Source organism: Brevibacillus sp. BC25, assembly GCF_000282075.1.
In the GTDB taxonomy this organism is placed as follows: Bacteria; Bacillota; Bacilli; order Brevibacillales; family Brevibacillaceae; genus Brevibacillus.
In genome coordinates, this window is record NZ_AKIX01000023.1 from 48,210 (window position 1) to 64,788 (window position 16,579).

The 16,579-nt window shown below is 49.6% G+C and carries 16 protein-coding genes; 15 read left to right on the forward strand and 1 reads right to left on the reverse strand.

All coding sequences use genetic code 11. From position 1 onward, the window contains the following. Nucleotides 1–29: 29 nt before the first annotated feature. Complete coding sequence (locus PMI05_RS05310; RefSeq protein ID WP_007718278.1) at nt 30–962, reverse strand: flagellar hook assembly protein FlgD; 933 nt, start codon at nt 960–962, stop codon at nt 30–32. Between the two features lie 180 nt (nt 963–1,142). On the opposite strand from PMI05_RS05310, the gene uvrB reads away from it, so the two are divergent. The 15 genes from uvrB to PMI05_RS05385 all read left to right on the forward strand — a co-directional run bounded on the left by uvrB (nt 1,143) and on the right by PMI05_RS05385 (nt 16,115). Next, complete coding sequence (gene uvrB, locus PMI05_RS05315) at nt 1,143–3,119, forward strand: excinuclease ABC subunit UvrB (RefSeq protein WP_007718279.1); 1,977 nt, start codon at nt 1,143–1,145, stop codon at nt 3,117–3,119. 15 nt (nt 3,120–3,134) lie between these two features. Next, nucleotides 3,135–6,002 carry an excinuclease ABC subunit UvrA gene (gene uvrA, locus PMI05_RS05320; RefSeq protein WP_007718282.1) on the forward strand — a complete coding sequence of 956 codons (2,868 nt, stop codon included), beginning with the start codon at nt 3,135–3,137 and terminating at the stop codon, nt 6,000–6,002. Between the two features lie 66 nt (nt 6,003–6,068). Next, entirely contained in the window at nt 6,069–6,698 is a 630-nt protein-coding gene (locus tag PMI05_RS05325; protein WP_039960301.1) for an HD domain-containing protein, read from the forward strand. Nucleotides 6,699–6,737: 39 nt separating this feature from the next. Continuing rightward, nucleotides 6,738–7,106 (forward strand): phage holin family protein, encoded by a 369-nt coding sequence (locus PMI05_RS05330; protein WP_007718286.1) that lies wholly within the window; start codon nt 6,738–6,740, stop codon nt 7,104–7,106. 155 nt (nt 7,107–7,261) lie between these two features. Beyond that, nucleotides 7,262–8,197: an HPr(Ser) kinase/phosphatase gene (gene hprK / locus PMI05_RS05335; protein WP_007718288.1), complete on the forward strand. Its 936-nt coding sequence runs from the start codon at nt 7,262–7,264 to the stop codon at nt 8,195–8,197. Between the two features lie 15 nt (nt 8,198–8,212). Next, nucleotides 8,213–8,716: a DapH/DapD/GlmU-related protein gene (locus PMI05_RS05340; RefSeq protein WP_007718291.1), complete on the forward strand. Its 504-nt coding sequence runs from the start codon at nt 8,213–8,215 to the stop codon at nt 8,714–8,716. Nucleotides 8,717–8,897: 181 nt separating this feature from the next. After that, on the forward strand, nt 8,898–10,073 hold the full coding sequence (locus PMI05_RS05345) for an ATP phosphoribosyltransferase regulatory subunit (RefSeq protein WP_007718293.1): 1,176 nt from the start codon (nt 8,898–8,900) through the stop codon (nt 10,071–10,073). 3 nt (nt 10,074–10,076) lie between these two features. Next, nucleotides 10,077–10,724 carry an ATP phosphoribosyltransferase gene (gene hisG, locus PMI05_RS05350; protein WP_007718296.1) on the forward strand — a complete coding sequence of 216 codons (648 nt, stop codon included), beginning with the start codon at nt 10,077–10,079 and terminating at the stop codon, nt 10,722–10,724. Between the two features lie 19 nt (nt 10,725–10,743). Next, the gene (hisD, locus tag PMI05_RS05355; RefSeq protein WP_007718299.1) at nt 10,744–12,042 is read left to right on the forward strand and encodes a histidinol dehydrogenase; all 1,299 of its coding nucleotides are present in this window, start codon (nt 10,744–10,746) and stop codon (nt 12,040–12,042) included. Continuing rightward, a complete protein-coding gene (gene hisB, locus PMI05_RS05360) occupies nt 12,039–12,638 on the forward strand; it encodes an imidazoleglycerol-phosphate dehydratase HisB (RefSeq protein ID WP_007718302.1) in 600 nt (199 codons plus the stop codon). Before hisD ends, hisB begins: the two co-directional genes overlap by 4 nt. 1 nt (nt 12,639) lies before the next feature. Beyond that, nucleotides 12,640–13,254 carry an imidazole glycerol phosphate synthase subunit HisH gene (hisH, locus tag PMI05_RS05365; RefSeq protein WP_007718305.1) on the forward strand — a complete coding sequence of 205 codons (615 nt, stop codon included), beginning with the start codon at nt 12,640–12,642 and terminating at the stop codon, nt 13,252–13,254. After that, on the forward strand, nt 13,251–14,000 hold the full coding sequence (hisA, locus tag PMI05_RS05370) for a 1-(5-phosphoribosyl)-5-[(5-phosphoribosylamino)methylideneamino]imidazole-4-carboxamide isomerase (protein WP_007718308.1): 750 nt from the start codon (nt 13,251–13,253) through the stop codon (nt 13,998–14,000). Before hisH ends, hisA begins: the two co-directional genes overlap by 4 nt. Then, nucleotides 13,990–14,748 carry an imidazole glycerol phosphate synthase subunit HisF gene (gene hisF, locus PMI05_RS05375; protein WP_007718312.1) on the forward strand — a complete coding sequence of 253 codons (759 nt, stop codon included), beginning with the start codon at nt 13,990–13,992 and terminating at the stop codon, nt 14,746–14,748. Before hisA ends, hisF begins: the two co-directional genes overlap by 11 nt. After that, the gene (gene hisIE / locus PMI05_RS05380; protein WP_007718315.1) at nt 14,745–15,389 is read left to right on the forward strand and encodes a bifunctional phosphoribosyl-AMP cyclohydrolase/phosphoribosyl-ATP diphosphatase HisIE; all 645 of its coding nucleotides are present in this window, start codon (nt 14,745–14,747) and stop codon (nt 15,387–15,389) included. Before hisF ends, hisIE begins: the two co-directional genes overlap by 4 nt. 159 nt (nt 15,390–15,548) lie before the next feature. After that, nucleotides 15,549–16,115, forward strand: coding sequence for a GNAT family N-acetyltransferase (locus tag PMI05_RS05385; protein WP_007718318.1), 567 nt, complete (start codon nt 15,549–15,551; stop codon nt 16,113–16,115). Nucleotides 16,116–16,579: the final 464 nt, after the last annotated feature.

Sequence of the window (16,579 nt, forward strand, 5' to 3'; positions counted from 1 at the left end):
CGAAGATGTGCGGCTTTTTGTATGGGATTCTAGGCAGTTGCTTCGAATCCTGTGATTTGGTTGAGAGCGACTTTTTTATCATCCTTGAGGACGAATTCGACTACTCCGTTTTTCATGCTGACAGCTTTGACCACGCCTGTAAGAGGCGTATTGGTATTGGTACCGTCAGGATTCGTCTGAGACTGATTGTACGTGATGTTGTAGCCGATCATTTGCGCGTAGGCAAGGGAGTTGCCCATCGTTCTGTTTTCAGGTTTCACCGTCATGCCTACGATTTCTTCGGCTTTTACGGTTGATCCATTATCCAGTTGGAATTGTGCGGTACCATTTTTGGTAGTAAAGCCAGTGATGACGCCATTCAAGATTTCATCCACCTTGGAAACGTCGTGTGTGGTATCTGGATTGCCATCCCGGTCGACTTCCTTGGTAACTTTATAGGAAATCTCTCGACCGATCATCTCCATGTACTTCACGCTGTTATCGAGTGTATTGCCAGCGAGACCTTGCGATTCCAGTCCGGAGACGTCTGCGAGCGGAATCGGTGTCGATTCGCCTGCGATGCGGAAGTAGATTTTGCCTTGATCCATGTAGACGGCATCAAGTACGCCTTCTTTCTGCTGCGTCGAAGTTTCTCCCGTCATCTCGTCTTTTGTAGTAAGGGAATACGAGGCTGTACGACCTACTAGCTTTTCATACTTTTCCAAAGTGACCATGCTGTTGTTCGATTGCTCCATCAGCGTGGTCATTTTTGTGATTTTTTCTACCATGGTCAGCATACTTGTTTGCTGGATGAACTGAGAGTTGTCCATTGGGGACATAGGGTCTTGATGCTTTAACTGCTCGAGCATGAGCTTCATAAAGGCATTTTGGTCGAGCTCGGTGGTGAATTCTTTTTTGCCTTTATAACTCAAATGAGGTTGTATATAAGGGTTATTTTTAACGGTTGTTCCGGTATCTGACATGTCAATCCTCCCTGAAGGTGGCGAGTCTATCTGTGCATGTTTGCACTTCCTTCATCTTATATCGGAAAAACAGGCGGAAAGATGAAGACAAACGTTTGTTCGAATTTTGGGCTTAAACTAGCCGAAATTGTGTTATAATGGAAGTAGAAACAGTCATGCTATGAGGAGATGAACGAGGGAATGGAGCGTTTTGAATTGGTATCGGAGTTTCAACCGTCCGGTGACCAGCCGACCGCCATTGCCGAGCTGGTGGCAGGGTTACAGGCTGGCAAGCGACACCAGACATTGCTGGGTGCGACGGGAACGGGAAAGACTTATACGGCTGCCCAGGTAATTGCTCAGGTGAACAGGCCAACACTCGTGATGGCACACAACAAAACTCTGGCCGCTCAGCTTTGTGCAGAGTTTAAGGAGTTTTTCCCGAACAACGCGGTGGAATACTTCGTCAGCTACTACGATTACTATCAACCCGAAGCATACATTCCCCAATCGGATACGTTTATTGAAAAAGACTCGAGCATTAACGACGAGATCGACAAGCTCCGTCACTCCGCTACCAGTGCGTTGTTTGAACGCCGAGACGTGATCATCGTTGCCTCCGTCTCCTGCATCTACGGGTTGGGTTCTCCCGAGGAGTATCGGGAGCTGCTCTTGTCTTTACGTGTTGGCATGGAAACAGGACGGGACGAGATTTTGCATCGTTTGGTCGATATCCAGTACACACGCAACGACATCAACTTCACGCGCGGTACGTTCCGTGTGCGGGGGGACGTCGTGGAGATTTTCCCTGCCTCAGAGAGTGAGCAGGCGATTCGCGTTGAGTTTTTTGGTGATGAAATAGAGCGGATTACTTCGATTGACGTACTGACCGGCGAGATTTTGGGACAGCGTGATCACATTGCCATCTTCCCTAAATCTCACTACGTGACGCGCGAGGAAAAAATGAAGCTGGCTGTCCAAAGCATCGAGGCCGAGCTGGAAGAAAGACTGAAAGAATTCCGTGATGCGGGTAAGCTCCTGGAAGCACAGCGACTGGAGCAACGCACACGGTACGATATTGAGATGATGATGGAGATGGGCTTTTGCTCCGGTATTGAAAACTACTCGCGCCATCTGACGGGACTGCCTGCCGGGCATGCTCCTTATACCTTGCTAGATTACTTCCCAGAAGATTTTATCGTCATGATGGATGAGTCGCATATGACCTTGCCGCAGGTTCGGGGGATGTATAACGGTGACCGCGCACGGAAGGATGTACTGGTCGATCACGGATTCCGTCTGCCCTCTGCACGTGATAACCGTCCACTCAAGTTCGAGGAGTTTGAAGGAAAGCTGAAACAAGCGATCTACATTTCGGCTACACCTGGTCTTTATGAGCTGGAACACAGTCCGGAAATGGTACAGCAGGTGATTCGTCCGACAGGCTTGATTGATCCAACGGTTACGGTACGTCCGATCAAGGGACAGATTGACGATTTGATTGGCGAAATTCAAGCCACGATTGCGAAAAATGAGCGGGTTCTCGTCACGACTCTGACGAAGAAAATGTCTGAGGATTTGACGGACTATCTGAAAGAAATCGGAATCAAGGTGCGTTATCTTCACTCGGATATTAAAACGATTGAACGGATGCAGATTTTACGTTCATTGCGCTTGGGTGAATTTGACGTGCTAGTCGGGATCAACCTCTTGAGGGAAGGTCTTGACTTGCCGGAAGTATCACTCGTAGCGATATTGGATGCAGACAAGGAAGGCTTCCTTCGCAATGAGCGTTCGCTGATTCAGACGATTGGTCGGGCTGCGCGGAACGCAGAGGGACGCGTTATTATGTACGCTGACAAAATGACAGATTCGATGACCTCTGCGATTCGTGAGACAGACCGTCGTCGTTCTATTCAAATGGCTTACAATGAAGAGCACGGCATCACGCCGCAAACCGTGAAAAAGTCCGTCCGCGAAGTGATCGAGGCGACCAAGGTAGCGGAGGAAAAAGCAGATTACTTGCCACATGCAGATTTCAAGAAAATGCCGAAGAAGGATCGCGTGGCTGTTATAGAACGTATGGAAGAAGAAATGAAGGAAGCGGCACGCAACCTCATGTTCGAGCGTGCGGCCGAATTGCGTGATTTGATTCTTGAGCTGAAGGCGGAACTCTAAGGAGAGGTTTTTTTCATGCCATTAGAACATATTGTCGTAAAGGGTGCACGTGCCCACAACCTAAAAAATGTTGATGTAGTCATTCCGAGGGACAAATTCGTCGTTCTGACGGGTTTGTCTGGCTCGGGTAAGTCCTCGCTTGCTTTTGACACGATTTACGCAGAGGGACAACGACGCTATGTCGAGTCACTGTCCGCATACGCCCGTCAATTTCTCGGGCAGATGGACAAGCCGGACGTGGATTCGATTGAGGGACTTTCCCCTGCGATCTCGATTGACCAGAAAACGACGAGCCGCAACCCTCGCTCCACGGTAGGTACGGTTACGGAAATCTACGACTATTTGCGCCTTTTGTATGCGCGTGTCGGTAGAGCGGTTTGTCCGGAGCATGGCATTGAGATCCAATCCCAGACCATTGAACAAATGGTCGATCGACTATTGGAGTATCCTGAGCGCACGAAAATGCAGATTCTCGCGCCTATGGTACAAGGACGCAAGGGAGAGCACGTCAAGCTGCTCGAGGACATCCGCAAGCAAGGCTTCGTCCGTGTGCGGGTCAATGGTGAAATTACCGATCTGTCCGAAGACATCAAGCTGGAAAAGAACAAGAAGCATAACATTGAGGTTGTCGTTGACCGGATCGTCGTGAAGCCGGATGTACAGGCGCGTCTGGCAGACTCCCTGGAAACGGCACTTCGTTTAGCAGATGGCAAGGTCATCGTCGATGTGATGGAGCAAGAGGAGTTGCTGTTCAGTGAAAAGCATGCTTGCCCAGTATGCGGATTCTCCATCGGAGAGCTGGAGCCGCGGATTTTCTCCTTTAACAGCCCGTTTGGTGCTTGCTCGGAGTGTGATGGACTGGGTGTCAAACTGGAGGTAGACCCGGATATGGTCGTTCCCGATGTGACGAAGACGCTCGATGACGGGGCGATTGGCGCATGGGAGCCGAAGACTTCTACTTACTATCAACAATTGTTGGAATCAGCTTGCCGTCACTTTAACATTCGGATGGATGTGCCATATGAGGAGCTTACGGTAGCGCACCGACAAATCTTGATGTACGGCAGTGAAGGCGAAAAAATTCACTTCCGCTATGAGAACGAGTTTGGGCAGGTGCGGGAGGCAGTCGTACCGTTCGAAGGTGTCGTCATCAACCTGCAACGACGTCATCTGGAGACGAGCTCGGATTACATCCGTGAACAAATCGAAGGCTTTATGAGCCAAAAGGCGTGTCCTGTCTGCAAAGGCCAACGTTTGCGTCAGGAGAGCTTGGCAGTAAAGGTCGGGGAGCGCAGCATTTCTGAGCTGACTATACTGTCGATTCTCGATGCGCATCAGTTTGTCGATGGCCTGGAACTGACAGAGCGGGAAACGAAGATCGCGAACCTGATCGTAAAAGAAATCAAGGAGCGACTGAACTTCTTGATTGATGTCGGACTGGATTACCTGACACTGAGCCGTGCAGCGGGAACATTGTCTGGGGGAGAAGCGCAGCGGATTCGACTGGCTACGCAGATCGGTTCTAGTCTGATGGGCGTTCTCTACATTTTGGATGAGCCGAGTATCGGGCTGCATCAGCGGGATAACGCGCGTCTGATCAAGACGTTGGAGCATATGACCAAACTGGGGAATACATTGATCGTCGTCGAGCATGATGAAGATACGATGATGGCCTGCGATTATATTATCGATATTGGACCGGGCGCTGGCATACATGGCGGTCAAATCGTAGCGGCAGGAACTCCGGATGAAGTCATGAAGGACCCTAACTCCTTGACGGGTGCCTATTTAAGTGGGCGCAAATTCATCCCTGTTCCGATGGAGCGTCGCAAGCCTTCGGACAAATGGATCAAGATTGAGGGCGCGAAGGAAAACAACCTGAAAAACGTCACTGCGAAGCTTCCTCTAGGCGTTTTTGTTGCCGTAACAGGTGTATCTGGCTCAGGAAAAAGTACGCTGATCAATGAAATTTTGCAAAAGACACTAGCTCGTGATTTGAATAAGGCAAAGGTGAAGCCAGGTGAGCATCGGCGCATCCTGGGACTGGAGCATTTGGATAAGGTGATCGACATCGACCAATCTCCAATTGGACGTACACCACGTTCCAATCCGGCGACATATACAGGTGTCTTTGATGATATTCGCGACCTGTTTGCTTCCACCAACGAAGCCAAAGTGCGCGGCTATAAAAAAGGTCGCTTCAGTTTTAACGTCAAGGGCGGCCGTTGTGAAGCGTGCAGTGGTGACGGGATCATTAAAATCGAGATGCACTTTTTGCCGGATGTGTATGTGCCTTGCGAAGTTTGCCATGGCAAACGCTACAACCGCGAGACGCTCGATGTAAAATACAAAGGCAAGAACATTGCAGATGTGCTGGAAATGACCATTGAGGATGGCGTAGAGTTTTTCCGCAACCTGCCAAAGATTGAGCGCAAACTACAGACAATTGTAGACGTAGGGCTAGGATACGTAAAGCTTGGGCAGCCTGCTACGACGCTCTCAGGCGGGGAAGCGCAACGTGTCAAGCTCGCATCTGAGCTGTATCGACGCAGCACAGGGCGTACGCTTTACATTCTGGATGAACCGACAACTGGTCTGCATACGGATGACATTGATCGTTTGTTGAAGGTACTGCAACGATTGGTGGAAAACGGGGAGACGGTGCTAGTCATCGAGCACAATCTCGATGTGATCAAAACGGTTGATTACATCGTAGATTTGGGGCCTGAGGGTGGTACCCGTGGCGGAGAAATTGTCGGAACGGGAACACCGGAAGAAGTGGCAAAAATGGAAGGCTCTTATACGGGTATCTATTTAAAGCCGATTTTGGAACGTGATAGAGAACGGACGAATGCCAAGCTAGAGCAATTCGTTTCGAAGTAATCGAGAGACAGCCTCCCTGATTCAGGGAGGCATCTTTGCTAGGTGGACGCAAAGGGGGAAGAAAAGATGGATTACGTGAAGGATTCTCTTGCCGCACTACCTGCCGAACTGGTGGCAGAAGCACAGAAGCGCTTTGATGGACAAGATCCTGCTCACGATTGGCAACATAATTTGCGTGTGATGGCGATGTGTGAGAGGATTGGCCGCGAGGAAGGGGCAGATATGGAAGTGCTGCGCCTAGCTGCTTTGCTGCATGATATCGGGAGAGCAGAAGAACGGCAAACAGGTGAGTGCCATGCCGAAATCAGCGCAAGACTAGCAGGGGAATGGCTCTCCGAACGCAGTATGACGGAAGCATTCATCTCACGTGTACAGTCTGCAATTCTCGCCCATCGTTTTCGCAAAAACCGACCGCCACATACCTTGGAAGAAAAGGTCTTGTTTGATGCAGACAAGCTGGATTCGATTGGGGCTATTGGAGTGGCTCGGGTTTTTGCTTATACTGGGGTTATTGGGCAACCCATACAATCGGATGACCCTAATCAGCATACACCTTATAAGGAATACACTTGGAAGCTGCAGCGCATCAAAGACAAGCTTTTCACCACGACTGCCCAGAAAATCGCCGAAGACAGGCATCGATTCATGAAAACGTTTTTTGAGCAATGGGAATGGGAAGTAACGGGGAATCGTTAATCGTTGCGCGAAGGCAAGACTGTATAGGGGGAATGCACCATGAGCCGCTGGATAATCAAAATGCTTTTAAATGGGGCTGCGCTACTTTTAATCAGCAGTTGGTTCCATTCCATTTATGTCGCGAATTTCACAGTAGCACTATGGGCTACATTGATTTTGGGGATGGTCAATACAGTGATTCGGCCGATTCTGCTGTTTTTTACTTTCCCCTTGCAAGTATTGACGATCGGTTTGTTCTGGTTTGTCATTAATGCCGTGACGTTTGCGTTGACTGCCTACTTTATTGATGGATTTGAAGTGGGGCCATGGCCTGACAACATTGGCACGGTCATCGTGGCAGCAGCACTGATGAGTATTTTTGGCTACCTCATTGAGGTTGTAGTAGGGATGAAAAAAGAAAAGAGGTAGTATGTTCGAAAAAGCCCCGTATTCTCTCAAACGAGTCGCGGGGTTTTTGCCTAATAAGGATGCTCGGTCTTATTAGGTTGTCGTAAGTACAGAGGTTTCGATACAATAGAGACACAACCATAGGGACGGAAAATCCCATGTGAGGGGGAAGCTTCATGCGTAAGACGAATGTGAGCCATCTAGTGGACCATTTCAATATGACGATCTTGAGCGGGGAAGAGGGCTTGGGGCGTGAGATTACCGTAACGGATTTGAGTCGTCCCGGCTTGCAGTTAGCCGGTTACTATTCGTATTATGCGGAAGAGCGGATTCAATTGTTCGGCTTGACGGAAATCAACTTTTTTCAAACGCTGACTCCAGAGGAACGGCTGGAACGGATGAATTTTCTCATGCAAAGTCAGGTTCCTTGCTTCTGTGTGACCCGTAATCAGATGGTGCCTGAAGAGATGATTGACGTTTCCAATCGGTTGGGGGTACCTGTACTTCAGTCACCGCTGGCAACGACGACGCTAGTCGGGAAAGTGACCAACTTCCTGGAGAATCGTCTTGCACCAACGACGACGATTCATGGGGTACTCACAGACATTTACGGTGTCGGCGTTTTGATTATGGGATCGAGCGGGATCGGGAAGAGTGAAGCCGCACTTGAGCTTGTAAAGCGCGGACACCGACTCGTAGCAGATGACGCAGTGGAGATTAAGCAGACACAGGGCGGGCAGCTAAGCGGTAGCGCTCCTGAGCTGATTCAGCATCTCTTGGAAATCCGTGGTGTGGGGATTATCAACATTATGACGATGTTTGGTGCAGGTGCCGTGCGCAATGTAAAAAACATCGAGATGGTTGTTCAGCTAGAGCTGTGGGAGCCACATAAAATGTACGAGCGGTTGGGGCTCGATGAGGAAACATTGAAGATCATGGATACCGAAATTCCGATTATTACCGTTCCTGTTCGACCAGGACGAAACTTGGCAGTCATCATTGAGGTTGCAGCGATGAACTTCCGTCTGAAGCGGATGGGTTACAACGCAGCGATGCACTTCACACGGAAACAGTCGAATGCCATTTTAGAAGATGCCGATTCTGACTTGTAGGAGAAAGAGACGCATATGAGGAAGACAACACGTTATCCCGTAAATGGGGTAAATCCGCTTTGGCACATGTATCAAACGGTAAGCTTCTGGAAAGTCATGAAAAATTTTATCGTCATCCAACTCTCCAGGTATACGCCGATCGTTTCGTGGAAGAACTGGATGTACCGCACATTTTTGCGTATGGAAGTAGGGCAGCATAGTGCGGTTGCGTTGATGGTGATGATGGATATTATGTTTCCCGAGAAAATCAAGATCGGTCGTAATTGCGTGATCGGGTACAATACGACCATACTTGCGCATGAATATTTGATAGATGAATACCGTTTGGGAGAAGTGATTATTGAGGATGCTGTACTGGTGGGGGCCAACACTACCATTTTGCCGGGAGTAACGATAGGCAAAGGGGCCATTGTCGCAGCGGGAACGGTTGTTCATAAAGATGTCCCGCCTGGTGCCTTTGTAGGTGGGAACCCCATGCAGCTCATTCGAACGAAAGCTTCAGAGGAAGAAGTCATGTAGCGTCTTTTCCATTATGATCAGCCGCCAGGTGTTTATCCTGGCGGTTTTTTGTTTTGTGTTAAATTTTCCGACTATTCTTATCTTGGTTGACCTAAGATTCTCGACGTGGTAATCTTCTTCATAACACTTTAGTTTGTTACCATATTAGCAGAGTAAAGCGAATGTGATGGAGGGAACAAGGATGGCAAAACCCTTGGGATTCGAAAAGCCGCTTGGGATGAGGGACATACTACCGGAATCACTGGCGAAACAACGGCACTTGGAGCGGGAGCTGCGGCAGTGTATCGAAAGATGGGGCTATGACGAAATATCCACACCCTCTCTGGAGTATTTCGATACGGTAGGAGCAGCAAGTGCAACACTAACAGACCGGATGTTTCGCCTCCTGGATAAACAAGGCCACACCGTAGTCCTGCGTCCGGATATGACAACGCCAATTGCAAGGGTTGTTTCCTCCCTTTATAAAGATGTTCCATTGCCGATTCGGTTGTATTACCAGGCAAATGTGTTTCGGGCACAAGAAAAGGAAGCGGGACGGAATGCGGAGTTTTCTCAAACCGGGATCGAGCTGATCGGAGATGCGTCTGTCGATGCGGATGCGGAAGCCATTGCACTTGCTGTGTTTTGCTTGCGGGTAGCGGGTGTAGAGACGTTTCGCATTGCCATTGGGCATGTCGATTTCGTAGACGGTCTTTTGGAGGAAGAGATTGAGGATGAGTATGTTCGCAATCAATTCCGTCAGTTTTTGTACGAGCGGGACTTCGTTGGCTTCCGGCAACTACTAGCAACAGTAGACATCCCTACAGAGGCAAAAAGCCGATTGGAAGTCTTGCTACGCCTGCAAGGGGGAAAAGGGAAGATTGAAGTCGCGCGTGAACTGGCAGGCAACGGAAAGGCAAGGAGGGCAGTCGAGACGATTGCTTCCTTGTGGGAGTCGTTAGAAGCCTACGGAGTGACGGAGGATTTGTTGATCGATTTCAATTTGATCATCAATTTGAACTATTATACAGGCGTCGTTTTCGAAGGGTACGCGGCAGACCTGGGCTCCCCACTATTGGGCGGAGGACGCTACGATCAGTTGCTCTCCCAATTTGGGCGTGCGGCATCGGCCACAGGCTTTGCGATCAAGATGGATCGGCTGCTTCAGGTCACTCCTTTCGAAAAAGGGCAAGCACCTGCGCGAGTTTTGCTTGTATACACCGAGGATTGCCGCGGCGCCGCTTTGGCAGAGGCACAGCAATTGCGTGAGAACGGGCTCGTGGTGGTGGCACGTCTCGTTTCCAGAATAGATGAGAAACAGGTTGGACAAGAAGCGGGATATACCAAGGTCATTTGCATGACGCAACAGGAGGAGTAGGAGATGGCACTCACGAAAAACGACCAAAAGCTGACGATCGCCATGCCAAAAGGGCGGATTTTTGAAGAGGCCGTCCATTTCCTCCAGCAGGCTGGTTTGCAGGTCACTGCGGATCTACAAGATTCTCGTAAACTGATTATCCCTGTGGAAAATGCCAAGCTTGAATTCATTATGGCGAAGCCTACCGATGTTCCTACTTATGTAGAGTATGGGGTGGCTGACGTTGGAGTGGTTGGCAAGGATGTTTTATTGGAAGAAGAACGAGATGTTTACGAACTGTTGGATTTGCATATCGGCTATTGTCGCATGATGGTAGCGGGTCTGCCAGATTGGAAACCGACAGAAGCACTGCGTGTTGCGACGAAATATCCGAAGATTGCGTCACGTTATTTTCGTGAGCAGGGACAGCAGGTTGAGGTAATCAAGCTGAATGGTTCAGTGGAGCTTGCACCGATGATTGGACTGGCTGATCGTATTGTGGATATTGTCTCAACAGGTAGGACATTACGGGAAAATGGCTTGGTCGAACTGGAGAGCATTTGTGAAATTACGACGAGGCTGATTGCCAATCGAGCCAGCTATCGGATGAAAAGTGAAGCGGTGGACGAGATCGCCGGAAAATTTTTAGAGGTCATTCCTCGCGGGAACTAGAGAAAAAGGGGAGACAGCCATGCGTATCATGTCAGCCAGCCAGTATGACGGGAAACGATCAGTAGACGCAGGGACGAGAGAACAGCAAGAAGCGGTGAAGGCGATCCTCACCTCGGTTTGCCAGCAAGGGGACGAAGCGCTGCGCTATTACACAGAACGATTTGATCGTGTGCTTCTACAAAACTTCCGTGTGAGCGAAGGCGAATTTACAGAAGCAAGTGCCCTCGTTTCTCCACAAGTCAAAGCGGCATTGGAAGAAGCGGCTGAAAATATTCGGGCGTTTCATGAGCGACAAGTCCGTCAGTCCTGGTTTACCACCAAAGAGAGTGGCACCTTGCTAGGCCAACTGATACGTCCGTTGCAGCGCGTAGGATTGTATGTACCAGGCGGAACGGCAGCTTATCCTTCCAGTGTATTGATGAATGCCATCCCTGCCAAAATCGCAGGTGTTCCACAAGTTGTCATTACGACACCACCAGGAGCGGACGGGAAAATCAATCCTGCGATACTCGTTGCGGCCCAAATTGCAGGTGTGACCGAGATATATAAGGCAGGTGGGGCACAGGCGATCGCGGCATTGACCTACGGAACGGAGCAAATCAAAGCAGTTGATAAAATTGTTGGGCCCGGTAATATTTTCGTGGCACTGGCAAAGCGAGAAGTTTTCGGATTGGTCAGTATCGACATGGTGGCAGGGCCAAGTGAAATTGCGGTGATCGCAGATGAGACGGCCAACCCGCGATACGTCGCGGCAGACCTGCTGTCTCAGGCCGAGCATGATCCGATGTCAGCTGCAATATTGGTTACGACATCGCAATCGTTGGCGGAGCAGGTGTCACAGGAAGTCGAGCTACAGCTTGCCGACCTTCCACGCAAATCGATTGCGGAAGCGGCGATACGCGACTACGGCGCTATTTTACTCGTCGACGATTTGGAAGAAGGTTTTGCCGTTATCAACCGTATCGCACCCGAGCATTTGGAAATCATGGTGGCGGAGCCGTTTGAGCATCTCGGAAAAGTGGAAAATGCAGGTGCGATTTTCCTCGGCCCATACAGCTCAGAGCCAGTCGGCGATTATTTTGCTGGTACCAATCATGTGATTCCTACGAATGGAACGGCGCGTTTTTCCTCGCCATTATCCGTCGATGATTTTATCAAGAAGTCGAGTGTTGTTTCCTACAGCAAACGAGATTTGCGAGACAATGGACATAAAATTGTGGCACTGGCAGAGCAGGAAGGATTGTCTGGGCACGGTCGAGCGATCCTTGCGCGATTGCGAGATTTTGAGAGCGAAGAGCAGGAGAGTGAAAAGAGATGAGTGAAGGGAAACAACGTACAGCACAGATCGAACGCAATACGAATGAGACGCAGATCGCGCTTTCCTTTGGTGTAGACGGCGCGGGTGAGAGCAAGCAAAATTCGGGTGTTCCATTTCTGGATCATATGCTAGACCTGTTTACCCGACACGGACATTTTGACCTGACTGTCAAGGCGAAGGGAGATATCGAAATCGACTATCACCACACGGTGGAGGATATCGGGATTTGTCTCGGGCATGCTCTGCGGGAAGCGTTGGGAGACAAGAAAGGCATCAAGCGTTATGGAAATGCGTTTGTCCCGATGGATGACGCGCTCGCGCAGGTCGTCATTGATATCAGCAACCGTCCTCATCTGGAATATCGCGCTACGTACCCTACGAATATGGTTGGTCAGTTTCCGACAGAGCTGGTACACGAATTTTTATGGAAACTCGCACTGGAGGCGCGGATCAATCTGCATGTGATCCTGCACTACGGTCACAATACGCACCACATGATCGAGGCGATTTTCAAAGCGCTGGGCCGTGCACTGGATGAAGCGACGACGATCGATCCACGTGTAAAAGGGGTCCCGTCAACAAAAGGGGTTTTGTAACATGATCGGCATCATCGATTACGGCATGGGGAATCTGTATAGCTTGAGCAAGGCGTTGGAAAGGCTGGGCTATTCGTATGAGTTCGTTTCTCAAGCAGAGCGTCTGCAAGAATATAGCGGGTTGATTTTGCCAGGAGTGGGGGCGTTCGGGGATGCTATCACCAACATACGTGAGCTTGGATTAGAGCAAGCGATCAAGGGATACGCAGCATCAGGTAGTCCGATCTTGGGCATTTGTCTCGGCATGCAGCTTTTATTTGAGAAAAGTGTGGAGCATGGCGAGCATACGGGTTTGGGACTGCTCCGTGGTGAGGTTGTTCGTTTTCGCGGGGATTACAAGGTACCGCACATGGGATGGAACCAACTGATAATAAAGCAAAAGCAACCGTTACTAAACGGTGTGCAGGATGGCGATTACGTCTACTTTGTCCATTCGTATCATGTATTGTGCCAGTCTGATGTCTTGCTTGCGACGAGTGACTATCACCAGGAGGTCACAGCCATTGTGAATCGTGAAAACGTATACGGTATGCAGTTTCACCCGGAAAAGAGCGGAGAGACAGGAATGCTGCTGCTGCGCAACTTTGCCGTTCAATGCGAGGGGGTTTTGACATGAGCTTTATCGTTTATCCGGCGATCGATATTCGCGGAGGCAAGTGTGTTCGACTTTTCCAAGGAGATTATGGACAAGAGACAGTGTACGCTGATTCACCGCTCGCGATGGCGAAGCGCTGGGTAGAGCAAGGGGCGTCCTGGGTTCATCTTGTAGATTTGGATGGGGCAAAGGTAGGTAAGCCTGCAAATGCAGCGCTTATCAAAGAGATAGCGCGCTCGATCCCTGTACCCGTGCAGGTTGGAGGCGGCATTCGAACAGAAGAGCAGATCGCGGACTATTTGGAAGCGGGTGTCTCGCGAGTGATTGTCGGGACTGCAGCTATCGAAGACGAGCCTTTTACGAAGCGAATTCTTCAAAACTATGGGGACAAAATCGCGATTGGTCTAGACTGCCGGAATGGACTGGTGGCTACCAGAGGTTGGTTGACCACGACAGATGTGCAAGCGACAGACCTGGCCAAGCGGTTGGTGACGTATGGCGCCGAGACGTTTATTTACACCGATATCGCCCGTGATGGCACGATGACAGGACCCAATGTAGAAGAAATTGCAGCCTTGGCGATGGCTACAGGTAAATCGGTGATTGCCTCGGGAGGCGTCAGCCAACTGGACGATTTGTTGACGCTGGCTGTCCATGCTTCGGACGGAGTCTCTGGTGCTATTGTTGGCAAAGCACTCTACACGGACGCTTTTACATTGGAAGAAGCGCTCCAGCGTATGGAGGGGCGTGAATCACATGCTGGCTAAACGAATCATCCCGTGTCTCGATGTAAAAGACGGGCGGGTGGTAAAAGGTGTGCAGTTCGTCGGACTTCGCGATGCAGGAGACCCGGTTGAACTGGCAAAAAAGTATAGCGAGGAAAGAGCAGACGAGCTGATCTTTCTCGACATTTCTGCGTCCCACGAAGGGCGCAAGACGATGGTGGATGTCATCGAAAAAACGGCCGCAAACATTACGATTCCTTTCACGGTTGGTGGTGGCATTAACAGCGTCGACGATATGAAAAGGATATTGCGTGCGGGTGCGGACAAAATCTCGTTGAATACAGCAGCTGTTTTGCGTCCAGAATTGATCCGTGAGGGAGCGACGGTCTTCGGCTCACAATGTATCGTCGTGGCGATCGACGCGAGAAGTGTCGGGGAAGATCGCTGGGAAGTGTATACCCACGGTGGACGGAATGCGACGGGTAGGGATGTCATCCGTTGGGCGCAGGAGGCAGAAGCGCTGGGAGCGGGCGAAATCCTTTTGACCAGCATGGATGACGATGGGGAAAAGAAAGGCTTTGGACTCGAATTGACCATGCGGGTATCAGCAGCGGTCGGGATTCCGGTCATTGCTTCTGGTGGAGCGGGCTCGAGGGAGCATTTTTACGATGTGCTGACGCAAGGAAAGGCAGATGCTGCGCTGGCCGCTTCCATTTTTCACTATGACGAGACGTCGATTCACTCGGTGAAAGAGTATTTGCAATCCAAAGGAGTTGTCGTGCGACCATGACAGGAGCAGAAGCGTTTGCAGTGGAAAAATTGCGTTTTGACGAAAAGGGTTTGATTCCTGTCATCGTGCAGGATGCTGGAAGCAAGACAGTCTTGACGCTTGCCTATATGAATGAAGAATCGCTACAAAAGTCATTGGCGACCAAAGAAACATGGTTTTGGAGCCGTTCCCGACAACAATTGTGGCACAAGGGTGAGACCTCGGGTCATACACAGCGGATTGTCTCTATGCGGTATGATTGCGACGGAGATGCACTGGTTGTGATGGTCGAGCCGAAAGGGCCTGCTTGTCATACGGGGGCGTACAGCTGTTTCTCGCAGGAAGTTATCGCCGATACAGATGATGAACGTGTACAAGCAGATCGGTTTGCGATCTTGAGTGAGCTGGAAGAATTGATTGCTGCGCGGGAGGCAGAGCGCCCGGAAGGCTCCTACACCACCTACTTGTTCGAAAAAGGCGTAGACAAAATCCTGAAAAAGGTCGGGGAAGAGGCTGCCGAGGTCATTATTGCAGCGAAAAATCGAAGTCGTGAGGAGCTTCGGTACGAGGCCTCTGATCTGATCTTTCACTTGATGGTTTTGTTACGGGAGCAAAAGCTGCCGCTGGATGAAGTGCTGACGGAACTTCAGAGACGTCGTTAACAAACAAAGCAATAACCACCTCTGTTTCCAGAGCGTGGTTTTTTTGTTAGAATAATCGGTATCTTACTTCGAGAGGTGTGGTGACCATGAACAAATTCAAGCTCACTTCAAACCAAAGAGACTCCATTTTCAAACACCAATCGAAGGGTAGGATACGTAATGATCAAAGGGAATTTAGTAGAATTACGACCAGTTATTGCTGAGGATATGGAGAGAGTGTTCCATTGGCGCAACGATGAAGAAGCGGCCAAATGGGCAGCGGGCTCAGGCATGGTAACCTATAGTTATGTTTCGCTCGACTCACTGAAAGCCATGTATGAGGAAAACGTTCGTGCTTCACGGCCGGATGATAAATTAAAGGGTTTTGTATTCTCTGTCTATACCGTGGACGGAGAACACATCGGCAATTGTGATTACCGAGATGTGAATCCCATTACGCGGACAGCCACAATTGGCATTGCGATCATGGTGAAAGACTATTGGAGCAAAGGCTACGGTACAGATACATTGCGCCTCCTACTCGACTTCCTCTTTTCCAAGTTGAACTTGAATCGGGTGCAGTTGGATACGTGGAGCGGAAATACGCGTGCCATTCGCGCGTATGAAAAATCAGGCTTTGTGGTAGAAGGGCGACTGCGCCAAAATGAATATGTAGATGGGCAGTATTACGACACCATCATGATGGGGCTGCTGCGCGAAGAGTTTTACCAGCTAGCAAAGGAATAGGTCTCCTGTTCTCTTTCGCTAGTGGCAATTGCATAGGGGATCTTGTTCATCTTTCCGGAATGGTTGGCGCTGGGCGCTGGACCGGCTCTTATGGCTGGAATAGGAATCTTTCAATATCGTAAAAAAAGGAACGGGTATGTAGTTCAAGCCTGAATATAGTAGAGATATTTGATAGAAAGAGCGAGATGTTTTTCTCGCTCTTTCTCCTTTCGTATCGCGATATTTTAGCTGTTTCTCGTTTGCCGATAAAAAAACTTTTTAAATTACTCTTGATTTAGAATTTTATATGTGATAGATTATTCCTTGTCGCCAAGAACGACGACAAAATACGAGAAAAGAAAACGAGATTCGATAAAAAACTTCTTGACTCGCTAATAATGAACGTGATAAGATGTAAAACGTTCGACAAAAAATGCTCTTTGAAAACTGAACAGCGAAAGCGTTAATGAGTCTATCATTAAATG